Source organism: Streptomyces sp. NPDC014727 (genome assembly GCF_043083485.1).
In the GTDB taxonomy this organism is placed as follows: Bacteria; Actinomycetota; Actinomycetes; order Streptomycetales; family Streptomycetaceae; genus Streptomyces.
In genome coordinates, this window is record NZ_JBIBYR010000006.1 from 185,049 (window position 1) to 203,553 (window position 18,505).

16 protein-coding genes are annotated in these 18,505 nt (G+C 70.3%); 10 read left to right on the forward strand and 6 right to left on the reverse strand.

Annotation, left to right across the window (positions count from 1 at the left end; all coding sequences use genetic code 11):
• Positions 1-94: 94 nt before the first annotated feature.
• Positions 95-1,810 carry a tetratricopeptide repeat protein gene (locus ACF1B9_RS12800; protein ID WP_391744019.1) on the forward strand — a complete coding sequence of 572 codons (1,716 nt, stop codon included), beginning with the start codon at positions 95-97 and terminating at the stop codon, positions 1,808-1,810.
• A 117-nt stretch (positions 1,811-1,927) separates the two neighbouring features.
• On the opposite strand, the gene hppD is transcribed toward ACF1B9_RS12800, so the two are convergent.
• On the reverse strand, positions 1,928-3,073 hold the full coding sequence (hppD, locus tag ACF1B9_RS12805; RefSeq protein WP_391744017.1) for a 4-hydroxyphenylpyruvate dioxygenase: 1,146 nt from the start codon (positions 3,071-3,073) through the stop codon (positions 1,928-1,930).
• A gap of 133 nt (positions 3,074-3,206) precedes the next feature.
• Between hppD and ACF1B9_RS12810 the strand changes: the two genes are divergently transcribed.
• From ACF1B9_RS12810 to ACF1B9_RS12845, 8 genes are all read left to right on the forward strand, one after another.
• Positions 3,207-3,680 (forward strand): Lrp/AsnC family transcriptional regulator, encoded by a 474-nt coding sequence (locus ACF1B9_RS12810; RefSeq protein WP_391744015.1) that lies wholly within the window; start codon positions 3,207-3,209, stop codon positions 3,678-3,680.
• Positions 3,681-3,695: 15 nt separating this feature from the next.
• Positions 3,696-4,343 carry an ABC transporter permease gene (locus tag ACF1B9_RS12815; protein WP_351073458.1) on the forward strand — a complete coding sequence of 216 codons (648 nt, stop codon included), beginning with the start codon at positions 3,696-3,698 and terminating at the stop codon, positions 4,341-4,343.
• Between the two features lie 94 nt (positions 4,344-4,437).
• Positions 4,438-5,637, forward strand: a complete 1,200-nt coding sequence (locus ACF1B9_RS12820) for a betaine/proline/choline family ABC transporter ATP-binding protein (RefSeq protein ID WP_391744077.1) — start codon at positions 4,438-4,440, stop codon at positions 5,635-5,637.
• The gene (locus ACF1B9_RS12825) at positions 5,634-6,533 is read left to right on the forward strand and encodes an ABC transporter permease (RefSeq protein WP_391744013.1); all 900 of its coding nucleotides are present in this window, start codon (positions 5,634-5,636) and stop codon (positions 6,531-6,533) included. Before ACF1B9_RS12820 ends, ACF1B9_RS12825 begins: the two co-directional genes overlap by 4 nt.
• A gap of 2 nt (positions 6,534-6,535) precedes the next feature.
• Positions 6,536-7,516 (forward strand): glycine betaine ABC transporter substrate-binding protein, encoded by a 981-nt coding sequence (locus tag ACF1B9_RS12830; RefSeq protein ID WP_391744011.1) that lies wholly within the window; start codon positions 6,536-6,538, stop codon positions 7,514-7,516.
• Positions 7,517-7,602: 86 nt separating this feature from the next.
• Complete coding sequence (locus ACF1B9_RS12835; RefSeq protein WP_391744010.1) at positions 7,603-8,211, forward strand: helix-turn-helix domain-containing protein; 609 nt, start codon at positions 7,603-7,605, stop codon at positions 8,209-8,211.
• A gap of 241 nt (positions 8,212-8,452) precedes the next feature.
• Positions 8,453-8,650 carry a hypothetical protein gene (locus tag ACF1B9_RS12840; RefSeq protein ID WP_391744009.1) on the forward strand — a complete coding sequence of 66 codons (198 nt, stop codon included), beginning with the start codon at positions 8,453-8,455 and terminating at the stop codon, positions 8,648-8,650.
• The gene (locus ACF1B9_RS12845) at positions 8,647-10,029 is read left to right on the forward strand and encodes an MFS transporter (RefSeq protein WP_391744007.1); all 1,383 of its coding nucleotides are present in this window, start codon (positions 8,647-8,649) and stop codon (positions 10,027-10,029) included. The genes ACF1B9_RS12840 and ACF1B9_RS12845 overlap by 4 nt, the downstream gene beginning before the upstream one ends.
• Here ACF1B9_RS12845 and ACF1B9_RS12850 read toward each other — a convergent pair.
• The 4 genes from ACF1B9_RS12850 to ACF1B9_RS12865 all read right to left on the reverse strand — a co-directional run bounded on the left by ACF1B9_RS12850 (position 9,968) and on the right by ACF1B9_RS12865 (position 15,651).
• Positions 9,968-10,756, reverse strand: a complete 789-nt coding sequence (locus tag ACF1B9_RS12850) for a S16 family serine protease (RefSeq protein WP_391744005.1) — start codon at positions 10,754-10,756, stop codon at positions 9,968-9,970. The two genes, ACF1B9_RS12845 and ACF1B9_RS12850, sit on opposite strands and share 62 nt — an antisense overlap.
• Positions 10,757-10,833: 77 nt before the next feature.
• Positions 10,834-11,475: an IclR family transcriptional regulator gene (locus ACF1B9_RS12855; protein ID WP_148838225.1), complete on the reverse strand. Its 642-nt coding sequence runs from the start codon at positions 11,473-11,475 to the stop codon at positions 10,834-10,836.
• Between the two features lie 335 nt (positions 11,476-11,810).
• The gene (locus ACF1B9_RS12860; RefSeq protein ID WP_391744003.1) at positions 11,811-13,745 is read right to left on the reverse strand and encodes a hypothetical protein; all 1,935 of its coding nucleotides are present in this window, start codon (positions 13,743-13,745) and stop codon (positions 11,811-11,813) included.
• Positions 13,746-14,034: 289 nt separating this feature from the next.
• A complete protein-coding gene (locus ACF1B9_RS12865; RefSeq protein ID WP_391744002.1) occupies positions 14,035-15,651 on the reverse strand; it encodes a hypothetical protein in 1,617 nt (538 codons plus the stop codon).
• Between the two features lie 274 nt (positions 15,652-15,925).
• On the opposite strand from ACF1B9_RS12865, the gene ACF1B9_RS12870 reads away from it, so the two are divergent.
• Positions 15,926-16,474 (forward strand): hypothetical protein, encoded by a 549-nt coding sequence (locus tag ACF1B9_RS12870; RefSeq protein WP_391744000.1) that lies wholly within the window; start codon positions 15,926-15,928, stop codon positions 16,472-16,474.
• 218 nt (positions 16,475-16,692) lie between these two features.
• On the opposite strand, the gene ACF1B9_RS12875 is transcribed toward ACF1B9_RS12870, so the two are convergent.
• Entirely contained in the window at positions 16,693-18,474 is a 1,782-nt protein-coding gene (locus ACF1B9_RS12875) for a DEAD/DEAH box helicase (protein WP_391743998.1), read from the reverse strand.
• Positions 18,475-18,505: the final 31 nt, after the last annotated feature.

Below are 18,505 nucleotides of genomic sequence, written 5' to 3' on the forward strand. Positions count from 1 at the left end.
CTGAGCGTGACACCCGGGCCCATTGGTGTGAACCCGTCTGCGGCTGCCTACGCAAGACGCGGTGTGCTCTTCGTACTGACGCAGAGTGATCGGCATGGATGTCATGCCGCAGCAGCCTCCGGAGTCCCCCGATTCGACCGAGCCCCCCCTTGAGCCCCCCGGAACCCGGCCGGCACCTCCGGACCCGGTGTCGTCGGACCCGGCGTCGTCGGACGAGCTGCCACCCCTGTCGCTGCGGACGACGCTGCGCAGGGCCGCCATGGGCATGGTGGCGGGTGCGGTGCTGGTGACGGGTGCGGTGGTGGCCGTGCCGGAGGACGAGAAGAAGTCCGCGCCACCGCCCGCGCCGGGTCCGGTCTCGCGGGCCCTGGAGGCGACGGACCTGGGCTATCCCCCCTCGCTCTCGGATCTGACGGCGCTGATGGGGGACCGGCAGCAGTGGGTGGGCACGCATCCTTCCGACGCGGGGGCGTGGGCCCTGCTCGGTACGTCCTACGTGGAGTGGGGGCAGCGCTCCGCGGACGCGGCGTACTACGGCCGGGCCGAGCAGGCGCTGCAGCGCTCGCTGAACGTCGAGCCGGGTGAGAACGGGAACACCGCGGCCTGGGTGGGACTCGCGACGCTCGCCAATGCCCGGGGCGACTTCGGCGCGGCGAAGAAGTGGGGCGAGAAGGTCCGTGCGCGGGAGCCTAAGCAGTGGGCGGTCTACCCGTCCCTGATCGACGCGTACAACGGCCTCGGTGACTACAAGGCCTCGCGCGCGGCGGTGGGGAAGTTCACGGCGCTGCGCCCCGGCGGCGCCGCGCTGCTGCGTACGGCGCGGATGTACCGGGACCGGGGCCGGCGGGAGGACGCGCTGGCGAACGCGCAGGGCGCGGCCGACCGGGCCACGGCCCCGGCGCAGAAGGCGGAGTGCCTGTATCTGCTGGGCGAACTGGCCTGGGAGCGCGGCGAGCCCGAGGAGGCGGTGGCGCAGTACGGCGCGGCGCTGCGGACCGACCGTGCCCATCCCCCGTCGCTCGCGGGCCGGGCCAGGGCGCTGGCCGCGCTCAGCCGTACGGACGAGGCGCTGCGCGACTACCGGGCGGCGCTGGCTCACCTTCCCCGGCCCGAGTACATGCTCGAACTGGGCGAGTTGTACGAGTCGCTGGGACGGGACGACGAGGCCCGGAGCCAGTACGGACAGCTCGGTGAGGCTCTCACGCGCGGCGACGCCCAGGGAGTGGACAACGCGCTGCTGCGCGGCCGTTTCGAGGCCGCTCACGGTAATCCGGCGGTGGCGGTGAAGCTGCTGCAGGCGGAGTGGGGCCGATCGCACCGCAGCGCGGCCGTGGCGGACGCGCTGGGCTGGGCGCTGCACCGCTCCGGCGATTCGTCCGCCGCGCTGAAGTACGCGACGCAGGCGGTCGACACGGGCGGGCGGAACGCCTCGTACATGTCCCACCTGGGCGCGATTCAGCAGGCGTTGAAGGACTACGGTCCGGCGCGCCGCAATCTGGCGGCGGCACTGCGCACCAATCCGCACTTCTCACCGTTGGAGGCCCCGGCGTCCCAAAGGGCACTGGACTCGCTGGGCCGGCTCCCGGCCGGTGTCCCGCAGGACATGCGGCCCGCCCCGGAACCCGAGCCGGCTGCGCGGGCCGAGCCGGAGAGACCCGCGCCGGCGCCGCAGCGGCAGGCGCCCGCGAGAGCCGCGGCCCCGGTAGCGGAGCCGAGCGCGCCGGGTGCCGGGCCGCAACCGCCGGATCCAAACCTGCGGCTGGCGGCGGGAGTGCCCGGCCCTGGCACACACGCGTCGGGCAGCCGCTGACAGGCCGCCGGGGCCGATCCGCCCGCGCGCCGTGTGCCGGGGGTGCCCGCCCGGTGCCGGCCGCACCTGGGGCGGGGCCCCGGTTTCGCCGGAGGCCCCGCTGTCACGCCCTGGGGATCAGAGGTTGCCGCGCTTCTCCTGCTCGCGCTCGATCGCCTCGAACAGGGCCTTGAAGTTGCCCTTGCCGAAGCCCATCGAGCCGTGGCGTTCGATCATCTCGAAGAAGACGGTCGGGCGGTCCTGGACCGGCTTGGTGAAGATCTGCAGCAGGTAGCCGTCCTCGTCGCGGTCGACGAGGATCTTCAGCTCGCGCAGGACCTCCACGGGGACCCGGGTCTCGCCCGCCCACTCGCCGAGGGTGTCGTAGTACGAGTCGGGGGTGTCCAGGAACTGGACGCCGGCTGCCCGCATCGCACGTACCGAGGCGACGATGTCGTTCGTGGCGAGCGCGATGTGCTGGACACCCGCGCCGCCGTAGAACTCCAGGTACTCGTCGATCTGGGACTTCTTCTTGGCGATGGCCGGCTCGTTGATCGGGAACTTGACCTTGAGCGTGCCGTCGGCGACGACCTTGGACATGAGCGCGGAGTACTCGGTGGCGATGTCGTCGCCCACGAACTCCTTCATGTTGGTGAAGCCCATGACCTTGTTGTAGAAACCGACCCACTCGTTCATCCGGCCGAGTTCCACGTTGCCGACGCAGTGGTCGATGGCCTGGAAGAAGCGTTTGGCGGGCGGCTCGACGATCGGGGCCGCGGCGACGAAGCCGGGCAGGTAGGGGCCGTCGTAGCCGGTGCGCTCGACGAGGGTGTGGCGGGTCTTGCCGTACGTGGCGATGGCGGCGAGCACGACCGTGCCGTGCTCGTCCTCGACCTCGTGCGGTTCGGCGAGACCGAGGGCGCCGTGCTCGACCGCGTACGCGTAGGCCGCTCGGGCGTCCGGGACCTCGATGGCCAGGTCGACGACACCGTCGCCGTGCTCGGCGACATGGTCGGCGAGGAAGCGGCCGTGGTCGGTGGACGCCTTGATGACGGAGGTGAAGACGAAACGGGCGGACCCGTTGGTCAGGACGTAACTCGCCGTCTCGCGGCTGCCGTTCTCAGGTCCGGAGTAGGCGACCAGCTTCATGCCGAAGGCCGTCGAGTAGTAGTGCGCGGCCTGCTTGGCGTTGCCGACGGCGAAGACGACCGCGTCCATTCCCTTGACCGGGAAGGGGTCGGCCTGCCGGGCTGTGTCGGGGGTGGTGTGCAGAGTCTCAGTCATGTTCGAAGGCTCTCGCCGCTTCGCAAGGTGCGCAACAGTTCGCGAATTCACTGGGCAATCTGCACAGCCGAAAGGGACGATGGCCGGGCTATCTGTACATGATGACCATCACAGCGACCCCCGGAGGCGGACCATGGCGATCGATCATCTGGACGGGCGGCTCATCGTACTGCTGGCCCGCGAACCCCGTATCGGCGTCCTGGAGGCATCGCGCCGGCTCGGCGTGGCACGCGGGACGGTGCAGGCCCGCCTCGACCGGCTTCAGTCGAATGGAGTCATTCGCGGATTCGGTCCGACCGTCGATCCGGCGGCGCTCGGCTACCCCGTCACCGCGTTCGCGACCCTGGAGATCAAGCAGGGTCAAGGGGTCGATGTACGGGCCCACTTGGCCGGTGTTCCGGAGGTCCTGGAGCTGCACACGACCACGGGGCACGGCGACATGCTCTGCCGTCTCGTCGCGCGTTCCAACGCCGATCTTCAACGGGTGATCGACCGGGTCGTCGGTTTTGATGGCATCGTCCGGGCCTCCACGGCCATCGTCATGGAGAACCCGGTTCCGCTGCGCGTCATCCCGCTCGTCGAGCAGGCCGCGGAGGACGACGACTGAGCCGAGGAGTGACGTGTGAGCTTCTGGGAGTATCTGGGCAACCGGCATCAACAGCTGCTCACCGACGCGTACCAGCACGTCAGCGCCGTGTTCCAGTGCATGGTCATCGCCACGCTGCTCGGCGTCCTGATCGGCGTCGTCACCTATCGCAGCGGATGGGCGGGGTCGCTGGCCATCACCTCGACGGCGACGGTCCTCACCATTCCCTCGCTCGCCGCGATCGGTCTGCTCATCCCGCTGGTCGGGCTCGGGGTCGCGCCCACGGTGATCACACTGACGCTGTACGGGCTGCTGCCCATCGTCCGCAACTCCATCGTGGGGCTGCGCGGCGTCGATCCGGCGCTGGTCGACGCGGCGCGGGGCATCGGGATGTCGCGGACGGCCCGGCTGTGCCGGGTGGAACTGCCGCTCGCCTGGCCGCCGATCCTCACCGGCATCCGGGTCTCCACACAGATGCTGATGGGCATCGCCGCCATCGCCGCGTACGCCTCGGGCCCCGGCCTGGGCAACGAGATCTTCCGCGGCATCGCCTCACTGGGCAGCGCCAACGCGATCAATCAGGTGCTCGCGGGCACGCTCGGCATCGTCGTCCTCGCCCTGCTCTTCGACGCCGCGTACGTACTGCTCGGGCGGCTCACCATTCCCAGGGGGATTCGTGTCTGAGACCGCCGATTCCGAAGGCGCCGGTTCCGGCGCCGCCCACGGGAGCACGGCCGCCGGCGACGCCGCGACGACGCGGACCACGTCCGGCGCCACCATCCACCTGGACAACCTGACCAAGCGCTACCCGGGCAATCCGAGCCCGGCGGTGGACAACGTCTCGATGGACATCAAGGCCGGCGAGACGGTGATCTTCGTCGGCCCGTCCGGCTGCGGGAAGTCCACCACCCTGAAGATGATCAACCGGCTGATCGAGCCGACGTCCGGGCGGATCAGGATCAACGACGAGGACGTCACCGACATCGACCCGGTGAAGCTGCGCCGCAAGATCGGATACGCGATCCAGTCGTCCGGGCTCTTCCCGCACATGACGGTCGCCGAGAACATCGCCCTCGTACCGAGGATGGTCGGCTGGTCGAAGTCGAAGGTGAAGGACCGTGTCGAGGAGATGCTCGATCTGGTCGGCCTGGATCCGCGGGAGTTCCACGGGCGCTATCCGCGGGCTCTGTCCGGCGGACAACAGCAGCGGGTGGGCGTGGCACGGGCCCTGGCGGCCGATCCGCCGGTGCTGCTGATGGACGAGCCGTTCGGCGCGGTCGACCCGATCACCCGCGACCACCTCCAGGACGAGCTGATCCGCCTCCAGCACGAACTGCACAAGACGATCGTCTTCGTCACCCATGACTTCGACGAGGCGATCAAGCTGGGTGACCGGATCGCCGTGCTGCGCGAGCGTTCGCACATCGCGCAGTTCGACACCCCCGAGGCGATCCTCACCAACCCGACGGACGACTTCGTCTCGGGTTTCGTCGGTGCCGGGGCGGCGCTGAAGCGGCTCAACCTCACCCGCGTACGGGATGTGGAGATGGCCCAGTTCCCGACGGTGACGGTCGACGACCCGCTCCAGTCGATCTTCAACAGGCTGCGTGGCGGTCCGCACAACGAACTGCTGATGCTGGACCGCAGGAACCGCCCGTACAAGTGGCTGCGGCGCGGCGACCTGATGCGGGCCCGGGGTTCGCTGGCGCGTGCCGGGCAACTGGTCCACGACACCGTGACGCGCGACGCGACGCTGCACGACGCGCTGGAGGCGGTGCTGACCGACAGCGGCGGACGGGTCGCGGTGACGGGGCGGCGCGGCGAGTTCATCGGGGTCGTCGACATGGAGACCCTGATGAACTCCGTCCATGAACTGCTGGAGGCCGACCGGCTCGCCGCCATCGAGCACCAGCACGACCTGGAGGAGCTCCGCACCCACCAGACCGAACAGGAGCTGGAGGGCGGTGCGGACGCATGACTCCCGACTCCCCGCTGAATCCCGAATCGAACCGGTCCCGGCGCACCCTCCGTCCGGCGCCGGCGTCCGACAAGGACCGCCCGCCCGGCGAACACGACGTCAGGGGCCACGCCTTCCGCGACGAGGAGGAGGAACCCGCACCGCCACCGGCCGGGCCACCGCGCCGGGTCACCTGGCCCAAGCTGGTGTTCCCGCCGCTCGCGCTCGCGGTCGTCCTGGCCGTCACCTATCTATGGATCACCAGCGTCCACCTCGACTCGATCGCACGGAACTCGCTCACCGGCGGCAATGTGCAGCTGCGCTGGTGGCAGCATGTGAGGCTGACCGCGATCTCGACGTTCTGGGTGCTGATCATCGCCATCCCGCTGGGGATCGCGCTGACCCGGCGCGGGCTGCGCAGGGGCGCCCCGCTGGTCACCGCGATCGCCAACATCGGGCAGGCGACCCCGGCGATCGGCCTGCTGGCACTGCTGGTGATCTGGCTGGGCATCGGCCCGTCGACGGCGATCATCGGCATGGTGATCTACGCGGTGCTGCCGGTCTTCTCGAACACGGTGGCCGGTCTCAAGGCGATCGAACCGAACCTGGTCGAGGCCTCGCGCGGCATCGGCATGTCCGCGATGGGGACGCTCACCAAGGTCGAACTGCCGCTCGCCGTGCCGCTGATCCTGGCCGGTGTACGGACGGCGCTGGTGCTCAACGTCGGTACGGCGACCCTGGCCACCTTCGTCGGCGGCGGCGGCCTCGGGGACCTGATCACCTCGGGCATCCAGACCCAGCGGATGCCGGTGCTGGTGCTCGGTTCCGTGCTGACGGTGGTGCTGGCGCTGCTGGTGGACTGGCTGGCCTCGCTGGTCGAGCTGGCACTGACGCCGCGTGGACTGGAGGTGGGCTGAGGATGGGCCCGCGAAAGGTGCGTGCCGGGCTCGTGGGGGTGCTCGCCCTGGCACTGCTGCTCTCCGGGTGCGGGCTGAAGAGCGGTTCGCCGATGGTGGACGACGTGGTGCCGGGCTCCGTCGGCCGGGGAAAGCCGCTGTCCGGCGCCTCGCTGACCGTCACCTCGAAGAACTTCAGCGAGAACATCGTCCTGGGCCAGATGATCGGCCTGGTCTTCAAGGCCGCCGGGGCGGAGGTCCTGGACCGGACGAACCTGCCCGGGTCGATCAGCGCGCGCGAGGCGATCGTCAAGGGCGGGGCGGACGCCATGTACGAGTACACGGGCACCGGCTGGATCACCTACCTGGGCCACGCGAAGCCGATCGCCGACCCGCTGAAGCAGTGGGAGGCGGTCCGTGACGAGGACCGGCGCAACGGCGTGACCTGGCTGCCGCCGTCCACCCTCAACAACACCTACGCGCTCGCCATCAGCCGGAGGAACAACGCGAAGTACCACCTGAGGACGCTCTCCGACGTCGCCGCGCTCGCCGGGAAGAACCCGTCGGCGGTGACGATCTGCGTGGAGAACGAGTTCGCCTCGCGCGACGACGGGCTGCCGGGCATGGAGAAGGCGTACGGGATGACGCTGCCGGCCGCCAACATCAAGAAGATGGACGCCGGGATCATCTACACCCAGGTCTCGAAGTCCAACTCCTGCCTGCTGGGCGAGGTGTTCACCACGGACGGCCGGATCAAGGCCATGGACCTCGAAGTGCTCGTGGACGACAAGCACTTCTTCCCCAACTACAACGCGGCGCCCGTCGTCCACAGCAAGACCTTCGAGAAGTACCCGCAGATCGCGGAGCTGCTGGACCCGGTCAGCAGGAAGCTGACGACGGAGGTCGCCCAAGTGCTCAACGCCAGAGTGGACGTCGACGGCCAGGACCCGCACGACGTGGCGAAGGAGTGGCTGATCCAGGAGGGGTTCATCAGGAAGGGGTGAGCCGTCGCGACCCTCCGGGCCAGACGCAAAGAAATCGCTGCAAAAAAACCGTTGCAAAGAGAGTTTTGCAACTCTACGGTTGAGCCATGCCCGCAACAGAGGACGACGGCGAGAGCGCCGTCGCAGGTCCGAAGGTCCACACGGTCGACGCCCGCACCCTGCGCGGGCTCGCCCACCCCCTGCGACTGCGCCTGCTGAGCGCGCTCCGCGAGTTCGGCCCCGCCACCGCCTCCGGTCTCGGGGACCGGCTGGGCGAGTCCAGCGGCGCCACCAGCTACCACCTCAGGCAGCTGGCGACGTACGGCTTCGTCGAGGACGACCCCGAGCGCGGCAAGGGCCGCGAACGCTGGTGGCGGGCCGTCCACACGGGCACCGCCTTCAACAGCGACCGATTCCTGAGTCACCCGGATCCCGAGGTGCGCGGCGCCGTCGGCGTCGTACTCCACGAGATCGCCACCACACACGCCCAGGAACTGAACACCTGGCTCGGCACGATGCACGAATGGCCCGAGGAGTGGCTGCACGGCTGGGACGCCAGCGATTTCAAGGTGCGCCTCACCCCCGATCTCACCAGGGAGCTGATCGGGAAGATCCACGATCTCATCGCGAGCTATGAGGGCCGGGTCCCGGAGGGCACGGAGGGCTCGGCCACCGTCCGCAGCCATGTGCACCTCTTCCCTCGCCCCGCCGAGTAACGAACCCGCCAAGTAACGAACCCACCGAGCAACGAACCCACCGAGCAACAAGCCCGTCGAGTAACGAACCCACCGGGCAACGGCCCGAAGGGCGACGGACCCGTCCGGCGGACGCGACCACCGCGCGACGCCGCCGGCCGGCCGTGCGGGAAGCCGCCGGGCACCGAGCCGGCCGTGCGACGAAGTCACCGTGGAACGAAGTCGCCGAGGAACGAGCCCCTGCGACCGGAAGGACACCGCCATGCACCCCGACACCCATCTGCTGCTGCACCACCAGCGCTCTGCCCAACTACGGCAGCGGGCAACGGATTTCGATCTCGCTCCGGCTGATCCGCGCGCCTCGCTGCGCGCCCGGCTGGGCTGGCTCCTCGTGGAGTCGGGGCTGCGCATCATGCCCCGCAGCCCCGACCGCCCCACCGCCGTGCCCGGTACGGCATGAGCGGCCGGGGGGACCGCAGTCGCGACCGCATCCCGCTCATCGCCGTACTGTCCGCCAACTCCATCTCCACGGCCGGTACTTCGCTCACGCTGATCGGGGTTCCGTGGTTCGTCCTGGAGACCACGGGCAGTGCGGGGCGGGCCGGTGTCGTCGCCTTCTGCGCGACGCTGCCGATCGTCGTCTCCGCGCTGATCGGCGGGCCCGTCATCGACCGGATCGGACGGCGCCGGGTCTCCGTCGCCTCCGACCTGGTGTGCGGCCTCGCCGTCGCCGCCATCCCACTGCTGCACTACGCGGACGCCCTGGCGTTCTGGACGCTGTGCGCGCTGATGGCCGTCAGCGGGCTCCTGCACACCCCGGGCAACACGGCACGCTACGTCCTCGTACCGGATCTCGCCGAGCACGCCGGGACCACCCTCGCCCGTGCCGCCAGCCTCTTCGACGCCGTCTCACGCGGCGCCCGGATGGTCGGCGCGGCGCTGGCCGGCCTGCTGATCGCACTGGTCGGCGCGGAGACCGTGCTGCTGCTGGACGCCGCGACGTTTCTGACGTCCGCGCTGCTCATCGCGTTCGGGGTGCGCGGAGTGCGGGCGGCCGAACCCCGCAAGGCCGCGGCACCGGTGTCGCTGCGCGCGTACCGCACCGAACTGCGCAAGGGATACGCCTACTTGCTGGGCAATCGGCTACTGCTGGCGGTCGTGGTGATGGTCATGTTCATGAACGGAACCGATCAGGGCTGGAACGCCGTCCTGCTGCCGGTGCACGCCTCCGCCGAACTGGGCGGGGCCCGCGACATCGGGCTGCTCACCGCACTGTTCGGCGCCGGTGGACTGACCGGGGCGCTGCTCTACGGATGGTTCGGCGACCGTTTCTCGCGGCGGGCCGTGTTCACGGTGTGCGTGCTGTTGTGCGGTGCGCCCAGGTACGCCGTCGCGGCGCTGACCGGTACGACGCTGCCGCTCGCCGTGACCATGGCGCTGAGCGGCATCGCGGGCGGGGTGCTGAACCCGGTCCTGACGACGGTGATCTACGGAAGCGTGCCCGACGAACTGCGCAGCCGGGTCTCCGGGGTCCTCACGGCGGGCGGCGAACTCGCCATGCCGGTGGGCGGTCTCGCGGCGGGCCTGCTGGTGGAGAGCACGGGTGCGCGGGGCGCGCTGCTGGCGATGGGCGCGGTGTATCTGCTGGCGACGCTGAGCCCGGTGGTGTTCCCGGTGTGGCGCACGATGGACGAGGTGGGGTCCGGGGCCGACGAGAGGCCGGGGTCCGGGGCGGTGGGAGCGGTGGACGCCGCCGTACCGTCACCGGCCGCCGAGGTCAGCAGCTCGGTACCTTGTGGCCCTGCTCCAGTGCCCGGAGCGAGGACACCGCGTTCTTGAGGGTCGTGACCGGGATCAGCCGGAGCCCCTTGGGAAGCTCGGCGCCCGCCTCGGTGCATTCGGCCTTCGGGACGAGGAAGACGGTCGCGCCGTCGCGATGCGCGGCCTGAGTCTTCAGCGACACCCCGCCGACCGCTCCGACCTCGCCGTTCGCCTGGATCGTGCCGGTGCCCGCGATGGTGCGGCCACCGGTGAGATCGCCGCCGGAGCCGTCGCCCGCGAGCTTGTCGACGATGCCGAGCGCGAAGAACAGTCCCGCGCTCGGCCCGCCCACATCGGCGAGGTGCAGGGTGACGTCGACCGAGCCCTTGGGCTTGCCGAGGTAGTTCAGGGCCGCGTCGACGGCGGAGTTCTGCGACTCCCTCATGTCTTCGAGGTTGTGCTTCTCGATCTCCTTCTCGGAGCCGCCGGTCGGGTAGACGGAATTGCGGGGCAGGACCGCGCGGTCCGTACGGAACCAGCTGTCGATCACATCGCCGACACCGACATCGGCGGTCGGCCCGGTCGCGACGATCGTCGTCATCCGCAGCTCGCCCTTGGTGGGGCGGGCGGGCGCGCCCTTGATGCTGATCACCGGCGTGCCGTGATCGTTCCCGAGCACGTTCGCGGTCGTGCCGGGCTGCGCCAGCGTGAACGGCAGCGGCGCGAAGGCCGCCACACCGAACAGGGCGAGGACGGGCAGGGCGCACAGGACGAGGGTGCGGGAGCGCGAGAGACGAGTGAGCACCCGCCCAATCTAACCGCCGGGGCGAGCGCGCGCGGGCCGGGTGGCGCGGGCGCCCCGGCCCGCACCCGCCGAAAGCCCTACCTGAGCGCGTCCGCCACCTCACGGGCCGCGTCCACCACACGTGGGCCGACCCGTTCGGGTACGGAGTCGGCGAGCATCACCACACCCACGCTGCCCTCGACCCCCGTCACCCCCACCAGCGCGGCCGCGGCCCCGCTCGCCCCGGCTTCCAGTTCGCCGTGGGTGAGGGTGAAGGCCGTCTCCCCCACCGGCTTCTGGCGGGCGGCGAGTATCGCCCGGCCCGCGGCGCCCCGGTCCAGCGGGTGGCGGAAGCCGGCCCGGTAGGCCACGTGATAGTCGGTCCAGGTCGGCTCGACGACCGCGACCGCCAGCGCGTCGCTGCCGTCGACCAGCGTGAGATGAGCGGTGGCACCGATGTCCTCGGCGAGGGAGCGCAGCGCGGGGAGCGCGGCCTCCCGGACGAGCGGATGCACCTGGCGGCCCAGGCGCAGCACGCCGAGACCCACCCTGGCCCGGCCGCCCAGATCGCGGCGCACCAGGGCGTGTTGTTCCAGGGTGGCGAGCAGACGGTAGACCACTGTCCGGTTGACGCCGAGTCTGTTGGACAACTCGGTGACGGTCAGGCCGTGGTCGGTGTCGGCGAGCAGTTTGAGGACCCTCAGTCCCCGGTCGAGCGTCTGGGAGGTTTCCGCGGTCACGACGCCCTCTCCTCTTTGGTGAGCGGCGGCGGCTGGTCCCACGGAAAGTGCGCCGCCGGTCCCAGCGGCTGCGCACGGAGAGGCCGCCGGCCTGGCCAAGGCACCGGCTGCGCTCCGCGGCGGCGTTGCCACGGGGCGTTCATTTTTGGGGACAGTAGCGAGCCAGTCCGCTCAGCGGAAGACCTCGTCCAGAATCCGGGCGTCAGCGGAAGGGGAGTTGTGGTGAAGAAGCATAAGGGCCGGTCAGCGCGGCGCCGGCCGAAGCCTGGACGTCTACGCGCGTCCAGGTCGGCCGACGTCTCGGCGACGCTCCGTGCACCGGACGTGAACGGGCGTCAGCTCACCGTGAACGACTGTTGCACAATTTTTCCGTTCACGAGCACCTCGCAGGCCCTGATCGCCTTCGTCGCCGGGTCGCGGACGGTGAAGTTGAGAGCGAAGGTGCCGTCCAGTCCGATGACCCGGGTGACGTACGAGTCCGAGGTCTGCTTCCCGTCCGCGGTGCGGCCGGTCACCGAGACCGTGGCAACGGGGGCGAAGCCCCGCCCGGTCACCTGGACCGCCGTGCCGACCGGGCCCTCGGGCGGCGAGAGCGCGAAGGCCGGCCCGGCGGGAACGCTCCCGTCCTGCACGGTGAACGCCGCCGTCTCGGTACGGGGGTTGACGAGGACCTCCCGGACCCGGATCGCGACGGTGTCGGTGGCGTCGACCGTGAAGGTCTGCGAGAACGCCCCGTCCAGCCCGACCACCTTGGTCCTCGCCGGGTCGGACGTCTGCGATCCGTCGGCCCGCAGACCGACGATGGATACGGTGGCGACCTTCGCGAAGCCCTGACCGAGGACGGTGACGGCGGTGCCCTTCGGGCCGGCCGACGGGGTGAGGACGACGAAGGACGGGGCCACGGTCAGCGGGGTGACCGCCTGCGCTCCTCCCGCGGTGACCTGGAGCGCGTACACGGCACGCGGGGTGGATCCGGCCACGGTGACCGTACCGGCGAGCGTTCCGTCGGCGCTGATCCGGAGGGTGGAGCCACTGATCCGCGCGCTGTCGCAGCCGCTGCCGTCGGCGGCGCAGAGCGCGGCGACGGGTGTGGTGCCGGTGGGCCAGTCACCGCCGGAGAGGGTGATCGTCCCGCCGGGTTTGACCTTCGCCGCGCCCGCGGAGAGCGTCGCGGAGGCGTCGGTCACGGTGAACGGCGTGGTCAGCACGGTGGCCGGGTCGTTCCCCTCGTCGACCTGGATCGCGGCGATGGCCGGGTCGGAGACGGTGAAGTCGACGCTGAACGTGCCGTCGGGGGTGCTCTTCACATAGACGGCGGTGTCGTCGAGCGTCGCCCCGCTCGCGTCCAGGCCGACGGTGTTGATCCAGCGGTCCTGGAAGTAGTTGCTGCCGGTGACCTGGACGACGCTGCCGACCGGCGCACCGGCGCGGGAGAGCGCGATGGCCCGCGGCCCGCCGGGGACATACGCCTTGACGGTCAGGGGCGCGGTCGCCTCCTTCGTACCGTCGCCGACCTTCACGAGGTACGAGCCGTCCGGCACCGTGCCCGCGGGGGCGAGGACCGCGCTTCCGGTCAGCTCCCCCGAGCTGCTGATCGCCAGGGTGCCGGAGACGAACTTGCCGGTGTCGCAGCCACCGCCGTCCGCCGAGCACAGTGACGGTACGGGGGTGGCGCCGACGGTCCACAGGCTGCCGGTCAGGGCGACGGCCGTGGACGGCCGGACGGCGGTCGCGGGCGCGGTCAGGGTGGCCGGATGTCCCGCGGTTCCCTCGGCGGTCACGGTACCGATGGAGCCGCCCCCACCGACCACGTCGCACGGGGTCTCATAGGTGGAGCCGAGCACTTTCGTACGCGTCAGATTGCGCACCGGGGTGAAGGAGATCGGCCCGCTCGCGTCGGCCGGGATGATGAAGTCCCCTTCGTACGGGGGGATCTCGATGGGCTTCCCGGACGGGATGTCGAGGTTGATCTGGGGTCCGGTGACGGTGACCGTGCCGGTCGCGCCGCCCGACATCGCGAAGTCGATGCTGGGGGTGGTGGGCACATTGCTCAGGCTGAGCCCGCTGGTCGCGGGCGACGGCCCGAGGGTGACCTTGGCGTGGACCTTGCCGCCGGGGTCGACGATGGCCGGCGAGAGGTCGACGCTCATCTGCTGCGGCCCGGTGGCCTCGCCCTGACCGGCGGGCAGGGAGCAGTGGACGGTCGGGGTGACCGTACCCGCGTGGGCGGCGGGGGCGAGTACGACGGTCCCACCGGTCCAGACGAGCACGGTCCCCGCGGTGAGCGCGACGGCACGACGTAATACCGCGCGCGGCCCTCCTCGCCTCCCCGGCCTTACCGGTCCTCTCGATCTCGTTTCCGGTCTTCTCGATCTCGGCCGTACGAACATGCGGCTCCTTCGTGACTACGGAAATTCTTCGAATTCGAAATGGCGGCGCCCGCCTGCTCCATCGCGATACGGAGCAGGCGGGCGTCTCCGGTACTTTTCCTGGCTTCCCTGGCTTCCCTGTCTTCCCTGACTTCCCTGACTTCCCTTACTTCCCTGGCGGTGACGGATCTCAGAGAAGAGTGAGTGTCAGGGTGGCGCTGTAATCTCCGGGCCGGGTGAATCCGGGCACCGTCAGAGTGAGATCGGCATCGGCGTCGAACCGGCCGCCCGTGAACGGGCGGGATCCGTCCGGATTCATCCGGCACAGGCTCGCCGCCTCGCTCCCGAGCACGGCGGGCGAGCCGGCCACCGGCACCCCCACGCTTCCGTTCTGCGCCGTGCATCTGGGTGCCCACCGGACGGCGTCCGCCGGGATGGTGCCCCCGTCGGCGCTGGTGAAGCCGGTGAGGGTGGCGGTGAGGGACCAGCCGCTGTTGACGCCTCGGCCGTCCTCCACCTCGACCCGGTTGAGCCGGGAGCGCTGCACACCGCTGCCGGTGCCCAGGACCGTCGTACCGAAGTCGACGGTGTCGCCGTCCTGGACCATGGACAGCGTCCCGGCCCGGACCGAGGTGTTCAGCTTCTGGTCGGCGCTGCCGCCGCCCCCTCCCTCGCCCGTGGAGACGGTGAACGGGGCGGTCCGTACGGTCGCCGGATCATTGCCCTCGTCGGCCTGGACGGCGACGACGGCGTCGGAGATCACGGTGAACTCGACGGCGAAGGTGCCGTCCGGGCCGCTCTTCACGTAGACCGCGCTGTCGTCGAGCCCGGTGCCCGTCGCGTCGAGGCCGATGACATTGATCCAGCGGTCCGGGTTGTAGTTCTTGCCGCTGACCGTGATCACGCTGCCGACCGGTCCGCTGCTCCGCGACAGCGAGATCTCGCGGTCGCCGGCCGCGACGGCCTTGACGGTGAGGGGAGCGGTGGCTTCCTTCGTGCCGTCGTTGACCTTCACCTCGTACGCGCCGTCCGGCACCGCACCGGCCTCCGCGAGGGTGGCCGTGCCGTGCAGCGTTCCGTAACTGTCGATGGTGAGAGTGTGGCTCTTGAACTTCAGCGGATCGCAGCCGCCACCGCCCACCGCGCAGAGCGAGGGAACGGGCGCGCCGCCCGGCGTCCATCCCGAACCACCCAGTGTCACGGCGGTGTTGGGACGTGCGGGGTCGGCGGGAGCGATCAGGTGTGCGGGCTCGGAGCCGGTGCCCTCCGCCGTGACGGTGCCGACGGAGCCGCCCCCGTCGACCACGTCGCAGGGCGTCTCGAAGACCGAACCGAGCACCTTCGTCTGTGTCAGCGTACGGACCGGGGCGAAGGAGATCTCGCCGGAGGCGTCCGCCGGAACCAGGAAGTCCCCCTCGTACGGCGGGAGTTCGATGGGCTTGCCGGCCGGGATGTCCATCGTGAACTCGGCGCCCCGCACGGTGACGGTGCCGGTGGCTCCGCCGGACATGGCGAGGTCGAGGCTGGGAATGGTCGGCACGTCGTCCAGCGCGAGAGCGCTGGTGGCGGGGGACGGCCCGAGCGTGACCTTCGCGTGCACCTTGCCGCCCGGGGCGACGACCGCGGGTGACAGTTCGACGGTCATCTGCTGCGGCCCGGTGGCCTCGCCCTGACCGGCGGGCAGGGCGCAGTGGACGGTCGGAGCGACCGTACCGGCGGTCTGCGGCGCGGGCGGCGGTGCGGCCTGGGCGGTGGCGCCGACGCAGCTCAGGGACAGTACGAAGCAGGCAGCGAGCAGACCGGTCACGCCGGGTCTTCGTCGTCGAATCACCAGACACCCCTCCATGGCCATTGATTGCGCACATTGAGGAGGTCGCGTGCGGAGAAGTCAAGAGAGAATTGACTGATCCTTATCTGAAATGCCCGAAAAGCATTTCCGCGGGCACTTTAAGTGCACCTGTTGGCATCTCTTGACATCTCTGAAGATCACAGTTTCACTGCACCCGACATGCCGGGCCCGGCACGCAGATCCGCACTCACCGCGAATCTGCGGAATTCAACCGGAAGGAGTTCTCCCCGTCATGTCGATCCCCTCAGTGCTGTCTTCGAACCGAAGACGCCTCCTGCTCGCGCCGGCCGCGGCGTGTTCCATCGTCGCGGCTCTCGCCCTGGCACCGACGGCCCAGGCGGTGGCCCCGCTCACCGCGACGGCCACGTACGACTGCGGCACCTGGGGCAGCGGTCTCGCCACCCTGACCGCGGCCGACTCGGGCACGTCCAAGACCATCAAGATCAACTCCACCGCGATCACCATGCCGCCCGGCACCAGCGCCGACCCGAACAGCATCACGACGACGCTCAAGCTCACCAAGACCTCGGGCGGCGTCACCAGTCAGGTGCAGTTCTCCGGGAAGACCAACCCCGGCATGACCAGCCCCAACCCGATCACCCTGGGGCCGCTGAAGCTCACCTCCGGCACCCTGGCGGCGGGTGACACCACGAACTCCGTGGTGCTGTCCGGTCCGCCGAGCGCCACCAACTGGTCACTGCAGATCGTGGCCTCGTCCCCGACGTCGGCCACGGTTCCGTGCGTGGCGACGGTCAACCAGTCCGCGGCGTTCGTCTGGTAGCCGCCCCGGCGCCCGTCCGGTAGCCGACCGCACCCGGCCCGCCCGGACGACGCCGGCCAGGGACGAGGCGGGAGCGGGACGGGAACGGGGTGGGGACCACGGATCCCTGCTCCCCACCCGATCCGCTCCCCACCCGATCCGCGGACACGACGCCGGCCCGGGGCGAGGACCACTGTCCTCACCCCGGGCCGGCACCCGCACACCGCTGACACGTCACCTCACGTCATACGGGTGGCCCACTCCTGAACCTTCTTGATCCGCTGCTGGATCTGCCCGGCCGTGGCCTCTGCGCTCGGCGGCCCGCCGCAGACCCGGCGCAACTCGGTGTGGATCACACCGTGCGGCTTGCCGCTCTGGTGCGTGTACGCCGACACCATGGTGTTGAGCTGCTTGCGCAGCCCCAGCAACTGCTTGTGGGTGACCACCGGCCGCGCCTCGGCCGGCTTCTCCAGCAGATCGGCCTCCCCGGCCGGCTTCTGACGGCTGTGGGCGATCTGACGCGTCTGCCGCTTCTGAAGCAGCAGCTGCACCTGGTCGGGCTCCAGCAGCCCCGGAATCCCCAGGTAGTCCTGCTCCTCCTCGCTCCCGGGATGCGCCTGCATGCCGAATTCGGCACCGTCGTAGAGCACCCGGTCGAAGACCGCGTCGGATTCGAGGGCCTCGAAGGGCAGCTGGTCCTCGGTCTCCTCGTCCTCCAGCTTCTCGGCGTCGGCGAGGAGCTTGTCCTCCTCCGCGAACGGGTTCTCCTCGTCGCTGCCGCTCTTCGGTTTGTCGAGGACGTGGTCCCGTTCGACCTCCATCTCGTTGGCGAAGTCGAGGAGCATCGGGATGGTCGGTACGAAGACGGAAGCGGTCTCGCCGCGCCTGCGCGAGCGCACGAAACGCCCGACGGCCTGCGCGAAGAAGAGCGGCGTGGAGATGGTGGTCGCGTACACGCCCACGGCGAGACGCGGCACGTCGACGCCCTCCGACACCATGCGGACCGCGACCATCCAGCGGGATTCGTCCTGGCTGAACTGGTCGATCCTCTTCGACGCGGCCTTCTCGTCCGAGAGGACCACGGTGGCCTTCTCGCCGGTGACCTGCTTCAGGATCTTGGCGTACGCGCGCGCCGACTCCTGGTCGGTGGCGATGACCAGCCCACCGGCGTCCGGAATGCCCTTGCGCACCTCGGTCAGCCGCTTGTCGGCGGCGCTCAGCACATTGGGAATCCACTCCCCGGTGGGCGCGAGCGCGGTACGCCAGGCCTGCCCGATGGCGTCCTTGGTCATCGGCTCGCCGAGCCGGGCGGCGATCTCGTCACCGGCCTTGGTGCGCCAGCGCATGTTGCCGCTGTAGCTGAGGAAGATCACGGGCCGGACGACGCCGTCGGCGAGCGCGTTGCCGTAGCCGTACGTGTAGTCGGCCGAGGAGCGCCGGATGCCGTCGTTGCCCTCCTCGTACACGACGAAGGGGATCGGATTGGTGTCGGACCGGAACGGCGTACCGGTGAGCGCGAGCCGCCGGGTGGCCGGGTCGAACGCCTCCTGGCACGCCTCGCCCCAGGACTTCGAGTCACCGGCGTGGTGGATCTCGTCGAGGATCACGAGGGTCTTGCGCTGCTCGCACCGGTTGCGGTGCAGCATCGGGCGGACGCCGACACCCGCGTAGGTGACCGCGACGCCGTCGTACTCCTTGCTCAGCGGGCCCGCGCTGTAGTCGGGGTCGAGCTTGATCCCTATCCGGGCCGCTGCCTCGGCCCACTGCTTCTTCAGGTGCTCGGTCGGCGCGACGACGGTGACCTGCTGCACGACGTGGTGGTGCAGCAGCCATGACGCGAGGGTCAGCGCGAAGGTAGTCTTCCCCGCGCCGGGGGTGGCGACCGCGAGGAAGTCGCGCGGCTGCTCCTGGATGTACTTCTCCATGGCGCCCTGCTGCCAGGCTCGCAGCTTGCCGGCCGTGCCCCAGGGGGCGCGGCCGGGAAAGGCGGGTGAGAGGTGGTGGGAGGCGGTAGTAGTCACGGTCTCCGGTTCGGGTCTCTCGGGTACGTGG